The organism is Streptomyces sp. FH025, from assembly GCF_017427025.1.
Taxonomy (GTDB): domain Bacteria; phylum Actinomycetota; class Actinomycetes; order Streptomycetales; family Streptomycetaceae; genus Kitasatospora.
In genome coordinates this window covers 1-2553 of record NZ_JAFLNG010000912.1, presented here as the reverse complement: position 1 = coordinate 2553, position 2553 = coordinate 1, and the positions used below count along the sequence as shown (strand labels likewise).

4 protein-coding genes are annotated in these 2553 nt (G+C 74.6%); 2 read left to right on the top strand and 2 right to left on the bottom strand.

The window, feature by feature from the left end; all coding sequences use genetic code 11:
* Positions 1–77: 77 nt before the first annotated feature.
* A complete protein-coding gene (locus tag J0670_RS35580) occupies positions 78–926 on the bottom strand; it encodes an SDR family oxidoreductase (protein WP_207816741.1) in 849 nt (282 codons plus the stop codon).
* A 205-nt stretch (positions 927–1131) separates the two neighbouring features.
* On the opposite strand from J0670_RS35580, the gene J0670_RS35575 reads away from it, so the two are divergent.
* The gene (locus tag J0670_RS35575; protein ID WP_207816742.1) at positions 1132–1479 is read left to right on the top strand and encodes a helix-turn-helix domain-containing protein; all 348 of its coding nucleotides are present in this window, start codon (positions 1132–1134) and stop codon (positions 1477–1479) included.
* On the opposite strand, the gene J0670_RS35570 is transcribed toward J0670_RS35575, so the two are convergent.
* Complete coding sequence (locus J0670_RS35570) at positions 1466–2233, bottom strand: TetR/AcrR family transcriptional regulator (protein ID WP_207816740.1); 768 nt, start codon at positions 2231–2233, stop codon at positions 1466–1468. The two genes, J0670_RS35575 and J0670_RS35570, sit on opposite strands and share 14 nt — an antisense overlap.
* A gap of 51 nt (positions 2234–2284) precedes the next feature.
* Between J0670_RS35570 and J0670_RS35565 the strand changes: the two genes are divergently transcribed.
* Positions 2285–2479, top strand: a complete 195-nt coding sequence (locus J0670_RS35565; RefSeq protein WP_207816739.1) for a DUF6011 domain-containing protein — start codon at positions 2285–2287, stop codon at positions 2477–2479.
* Positions 2480–2553: the final 74 nt, after the last annotated feature.

Sequence of the window (2553 nt, the reverse complement as noted above, 5' to 3'; positions counted from 1 at the left end):
ATTTTGGTCATGACATTGTTCGGATGCCGGACCTGTCCGGCGCTCGCGGCGGTCGGACCGTCGCGCCGGGCCCCGCGTCAGGCGCCCAGGGCCGCGCGGACGGACTCGGCCAGCGGGACGGTCGGGCGGCCGATCAGCCGGGCCAGGTCCCCCGGGGTGCCGGCCAGCTCACCGCGCGCGATGCCCGCGTCCACGTCGACCAGCGCCTGGGCGAAGCCCTCCGGCAGGCCCGCGCCGACCAGGGCGGCGAGGTGCTCGGCCGGGGTGACGTCGCGGTGCTCGACCGGCTTCCCGGAGGCCTTCGCCAGCTCGGCGGCCAGCTCGGACAGACTCCAGGCGGCGTCGCCGCTCAGCTCGTGGACCGTGTTCTCGTGGCCCTCGCCGAGGAGGACGGCGACGGCCGCGTCCGCGTAGTCCCGGCGCGGGGCGGTGGCCACCCGGCCGTCCCCGTTGCTGCCGAGCACCACGCCGCGGGCCACCGTGCCGGCCGCGTCACCAAGGTAGTTCTCGGTGTACCAGCCGTTGCGCAGGAACGCGTACGGCAGGCCGGAGGCGAGGATCAGCTCCTCGGTCGCCTTGTGCTCGTCGGCCAGCCGGAAGGTCGCCGCGCCCGGGATGCTGGTGTACGCGAGCAGCGCGACCCCGGCGGCCTTCGCGGCCTCGACCACGTTGCGGTGCTGCGGGATCCGGCTGCCGACCTCGCTGCCCGAGATCAGCAGCACCCGGTCCCCGGCCGCGAAGGCGCCGACCAGGGTCTCCGGCCGGTCGTAGTCGGCCACGCGGACGGTCACCCCGCGCGCGGCCAGGTCGGCCGCCTTCTCGGCGGAGCGGACGACGACCGCCAGCTCGGCGGCGGGGACCTCGGCCAGCAGGCCCTCGACGACGAGACGGCCGAGCTGGCCGGTGGCTCCGGTGACGACGTACATGGTGATGCTCCTCGGTGATCGGTGTGTGATCGGTGTGGCTCTGACCTCTTCACTCACCTTAAGGAGGACACTAACCTTTCGAAAGTACGCACTTCGAAGTACGGTACTGATACCGAGGTAATGGCATCGACCATGACGTGGAGGTGAGGACGTGGAGAACGCGGGGATCGTGAGGGAGCTCCCGCCGCCGAACGTGTTCGACCGGATGTGCCCGTCCCGGGGCGTGCTGGAGCACGTCACCAGCCGCTGGGGCGTGCTGGTGCTCGGCGCGCTGCTCGAACGCGGCTACCGGTTCAGCGAGCTGCGGCGGCGGGTGTCGGGGGTCAGCGAGAAGATGCTCGCCCAGACCCTCCAGACGCTGGAGCGGGACGGCTTCGTACGGCGCGAGGCGCACCCGGTGATCCCGCCCCGGGTCGACTACAGCCTCACGCCGCTGGGTCGCGAGGCCGCCGAGCTGGTCGCCGCACTGGCGCACTGGTCCGAGCGGCGGGTGCCGGAGGTCGCGGCCTCGCGGGAGGAGTACGACGCGCGGGCCGCCGTTACAGCCCCCTGATCAGCGCGTCGAGGCCGTCGAGGACGCGGGCCAGACCGAAGGCGTAGGCGTGGTCCGGGCTGTACGCGCCGCCGTGCGCCTGGCCGGCGGCGGCTCCCACCCGGGCGGCCACCGGGTAGCGCTCGGCGTCGAAGACCCGGGCCAGCAGCCCGGCGTTGGCCTCCCACCACTGGGTGTCGGTCAGCGCGCTGTCCTGCTGGGCGGCCCGCGCGTCGGCGGCCATCCGGGCGCACGTCTGGACGAAACCGAGCAGGTGGGTCAGCGCGGCGTCCAGGTCGACGTCCGGCAGGCCGGTGCCCTCGAAGGCGCGCAGCTCGTACTCGTACTTGGACATCAGGCCGGGCCCGAGCGGCGGGCGGCTGGTGGAGACGGCGGCGACCCACGGGTGGGCGCGGAACAGCGCCCGGTTGTCGTCGGCGACGGCGGTCACCCGGGAGCGCCAGCCCTCGTCGGCCGGGGCGCTGCGGGGCATGGTCGCGTAGACGGTGTCCAGCATCAGGTCGAGCAGCTCGGCCTTGCCGGGCACGTAGGTGTAGAGCGCCATCGGGGACAGCCCGAGTTCCTGGGCGACCCTGCGCATGGTGACGGCGTCCACGCCCTCGGCGTCGGCCAGGGCGATCGCGACGGCGGCGATCTCACCGGTCGAGCGGGCCTGCCTGGGGCCGCGCCGGCCGGGCTTCTCCTCGGCGGTCAGCCCCCAGAGCAGGGCGAGGGTGCGCGCCGGGTCTCCTGCGCTGCTGCGGTCCGTGGCCATGCCCGGATCCTTTCACGGCGCCCGTCGGCCGGGGCGGCTACCGTCTCCCCCATGACCAGCCCAGAGCCGCTCCCCGGTACCGACACCGCGCAGACCCTCCGCCCCCGGGTGACCTGCCGCCGCTGCCACCGGCCGCTGCACGACCCGGAGTCGCGGATGCTGCGGCTGGGGCCGGAGTGCCGGGACCCTGCGGAGCGGGTGGACCGGTACGAGGTGGACCAGGAGCCGCTGCCCGGGGTGGGGTGACGGCCGACCCCGGCCCAGGCTCCTCGCTCCAGCCCCGCCCTGGCCCCGGCGTAGCCACGCCCTGGCCCCGCCCT

Coding starts and splice junctions, on each gene's coding strand:
- J0670_RS35575 (WP_207816742.1), top strand. CDS start 1,132: ATGTGCCCGTCCCGGGGCGTGCTGGAGCACGTCACCAGCCGCTGGGGC.
- J0670_RS35565 (WP_207816739.1), top strand. CDS start 2,285: ATGACCAGCCCAGAGCCGCTCCCCGGTACCGACACCGCGCAGACCCTC.
- J0670_RS35570 (WP_207816740.1), bottom strand. CDS start 2,233: ATGGCCACGGACCGCAGCAGCGCAGGAGACCCGGCGCGCACCCTCGCC.
- J0670_RS35580 (WP_207816741.1), bottom strand. CDS start 926: ATGTACGTCGTCACCGGAGCCACCGGCCAGCTCGGCCGTCTCGTCGTC.